This is a genomic window from Moorena sp. SIO3H5 (genome assembly GCF_010692395.1).
In the GTDB taxonomy this organism is placed as follows: domain Bacteria; phylum Cyanobacteriota; class Cyanobacteriia; order Cyanobacteriales; family Coleofasciculaceae; genus Moorena.
The window spans coordinates 1-3,329 of the sequence record NZ_JAAHHS010000608.1; the positions used below are offsets into that span (position 1 = coordinate 1).

A 3,329-nucleotide genomic window follows, 5' to 3' on the forward strand; every position below is an offset into this window, starting at 1 on the left:
TCAATCAACCATTGCGGCTTGTTCTAGCTAAAAACTTGTGGTTAACACCATCATATCGGTAGTTTAGTACCCGAAGGTGCTCTACTCAAATAAAAACTTATTTTTATTTGAGTAGCATTTTTCCGAACAAGTCAGGACAACGCTTCTGTTTTTTCCCTGTTACCTATTTCCTATTCCCTTTCAAACAAAAAGCGATTCTCTTAAATAAATGCTACGCTCCGGAAGCGTTCGCGAAGCGTGGCCAAAGGCCTCAGCTTCCGCGCTTATGCGATCGCTAACATTTTTATTCTATTCCCGATTATGATTGGGTATTGGTGGGCATTACCCATTTGATTAATCGCGGTTAAATCATGATTGTTATCGGCAATGCCCACCCTACGACTACATTTTTAATTCTATTCCCGATTCCCGATTCCCGATTATGATTGGGTATTGGTGGGCATTGCCCATTTGATTAATCGCGGTTAAATCATGATCGTTATCGGCAATGCCCACCCTACGACTACATTCTTAATTCTACATTCTTAATTATGAATTTCATTTCCGTACATTTTTCTTCAATACCCCCTCACAAAAAAATTATAAAACTCCTTGACAACTAAATTTATAATCGTTATGATTATAGTTATAAATCTCAAACACGAGTTTAATTATGACTGAAGACTTTGTACCAAACAAAAACAACAATCCTGAAGAGACTACTCCCGATAATACTCCTCAGGAACCTTCCCAAAAAAAATACCCCGTTAAGCACATTTTGAAAGGGTCACGTAAGGCAATACTCAATACCATGCATACCCTTTATGCACTGCGTTACGCGGAAATCTCGGAGTGGAGCCCCCTTCAGCCCACTGGCATCCCGGGGGAATTCATTACAATGATGACGAAGTATTTAATTATCGGTTAAACTAATCGACAGGGGGTTTTACCCCCCTGGCAAAAAAATCAGGTCTGATGTCAGCCATCAGCGGTCAGCGGAAGGCCTTTGGCCACGCTACGCGAACAGCGGAAGGCCTTTGGCCACGCTACGCGAACAGCCTTTGGCCTTTGGGTAATAGCTAATAGCTGAATGCTTACGGTCTAATCATATCGGATTATGTTGTCTGGTTTGGTTTACAAAGTTGAGTCATAAAGATAATTTATAGCCGTGGAAAGTATTTCTGCGGCTATTTTTTTTGGGGTTGAAAGTTGGGAGGTTTAAGGTTGGGATGTTGAAGGTTATGAGGTTGAAGGTTTAAGGTTGGGAGGTTTAAGGTTTAAGGTTGGGATGTTCAAGGTTGAAGGTTGGGAGGTTTAAGGTTTAAGGTTGGGAGGTTGAAGGTTTAAGGTTGGGAGGTTGAAGGTTTAAGGTTGGGAGGTTGAAGGTTTAAGGTTGGGATGCAGAATGTAGAATGTAGAATTCCCAATTCCCAATTCTTAATTCTTAATTCCCAATTCTTAATTCAAATAGGTACTGTTAAAACAAATCCAGGCAATACGTCTTCTCCAGATAAACTAACTAGAAATCCGACTATTTCTACTGGTTGATTGGGACGGTATATTTCTACTTGCTGATTCTGAGGGTTAATTAACCAACCTAGTTGTAAGCCACTGTTGAGGTATTCTTGCATCTTATCTTGTAGAGACTTAAGTGTATCTGTCCGTGAACGCAATTCAATCACAAAATCAGGGCAAATCGGGGGAAACTTTTGCTGTTGTTCTGGAGTGAGGGCTTGCCAACGGTCTAACATTACCCAAGCTGCATCAGGGGATCTATCTCCGCCGTTAGGTAGTTTAAACATGGTGGAGGAACTGAAAACTTTTCCCATGTTAGTTTGACGGTTCCAAATGGTTAGTTCAGTAATCAAATCTGCTTCTTGATTTCCACTAATTCCTCCTACTGGTGGCATGATAATTAATTCTCCCTTAGCAGTGCGCTCTATCTGGAATTCTGGATTTACTTGACAAAGGTGCTCAAATTGCTGATCGGTAAAATCCACATTGTCTAAGTTAAGGGTGACAAACATCATTAACCTCTGAGTTGGTGTTCAAATAATCTTTTATCCAATTGCAACCATAGATTAGTAACTGGTCTAAATCCAGGACTTGATCTAAATTCCATACAATAACAGTGTTGTCTCCACTGGCGGAGGCGAGCATTTCACCATCGGGGCTGAAAACTACTGCTAAGACGCCATCGCTATGTCCTTTCAGGGTAGTTAAAAGGGTTCCATCCTGCTTCCAGAGTTTGACGGTTTTGTCATAACTAGCGCTAGCAATTCTGTTACCGTCAGGGCTAAAAACTACTGCTAATACCCCTGCTTGATGACCGTTGAGGGTAGTAATCAAGGTTCCATCCCGCTTCCAGAGTTTAATAGTTCTGTCCCAACTCGCAGACGCAATGGTTTCACCGTCGGGACTGATGGCAACGCTGTAAACTCGGTCATGGTGTCCTTTCAGGGTAGTAATCAAGGTTCCGTCTGGCTGCCAAAGCTTGACAGTTTTATCCCAACTGCCGGAAGCAATTAAAGTCCCGTCTTTCTTGAAGGCTAGTCCATAAATGCGATCGCTATGGCCGTTGAGGGTAGTAATTAAAGTTCCGTCCCGTTTCCACAGCTTAATGGTTTTATCGGCACTAGCGGAAGCCATCATCTCACCGTCGGAGCTGAAGACTACTGCTAAAACAGCGCTGCTATGATTTGTTAAGGTTTTGAGCAAGCTACCGTTTCTGTTCCAGAGTTTGATGGTGTTATCGGCACTAGCGGAGGCAATCATCTCACCATCTGGGCTAATGGCTATTCCCAAAACTCTAGCGCTATGGCCACTCAGGGTTGTTTGTAGACTACCGTCTTTATTCCACAGTTTCACGGTCTGATCCCAACTCGCGGATGCAATGGTTTTTCCGTCTCGGCTAATGGCCACTGCCCAAACTAAATCACTATGCCCCCTGAGCCTGGTGAGGATGATGCCATCGGGTTTCCAGAGCCTAACCGTTCCATCCCAACTCGCGGATGCAATAGTTTTTCCGTCTCGGCTAATGGCCACACCGTATACTAAATCTTGATGCCCTCGTAGGGTAGTGAGTAATGTGCCTTCCCAACTCCACTGCTTAACGGTTGCGTCCCAACTCGCGGACGCAATGGTTTTACCATCTGGGCTGATAGCAACGTTGTAAACGCGATCGCTATGGCCCTGAAGAGTGTTTAGTAAAGTGCCATCAGTACCCCAGAGTCTAACGGTTTTATCCCCTGACGCGGACGCAATGGTTTGACCATCTGGGCTGATGGCAACTTTGTAAATGCGGTCATTATGCCCCTGAAACGTCCTTAGTAATGTCCCATTATAGCCCA

General features: G+C 43.7%; 3 protein-coding genes. 1 reads left to right on the plus strand and 2 read right to left on the minus strand.

The genetic code is table 11. From position 1 onward, the window contains the following. The first annotated feature begins 652 nt into the window (after positions 1-652). Positions 653-907 (plus strand): hypothetical protein, encoded by a 255-nt coding sequence (locus F6K52_RS34330; protein ID WP_293089381.1) that lies wholly within the window; start codon positions 653-655, stop codon positions 905-907. Positions 908-1,442: 535 nt separating this feature from the next. Here F6K52_RS34330 and F6K52_RS34335 read toward each other — a convergent pair. Together F6K52_RS34335 and F6K52_RS34340 are read right to left on the minus strand one after the other, a co-directional pair. Beyond that, entirely contained in the window at positions 1,443-2,009 is a 567-nt protein-coding gene (locus tag F6K52_RS34335) for a Uma2 family endonuclease (protein WP_293089383.1), read from the minus strand. Beyond that, positions 1,990-3,329 (minus strand): WD40 repeat domain-containing protein (locus tag F6K52_RS34340; protein WP_293089385.1); only part of this gene is annotated, 1,340 nt, incomplete at its 5' end. The genes F6K52_RS34340 and F6K52_RS34335, both read right to left, overlap by 20 nt.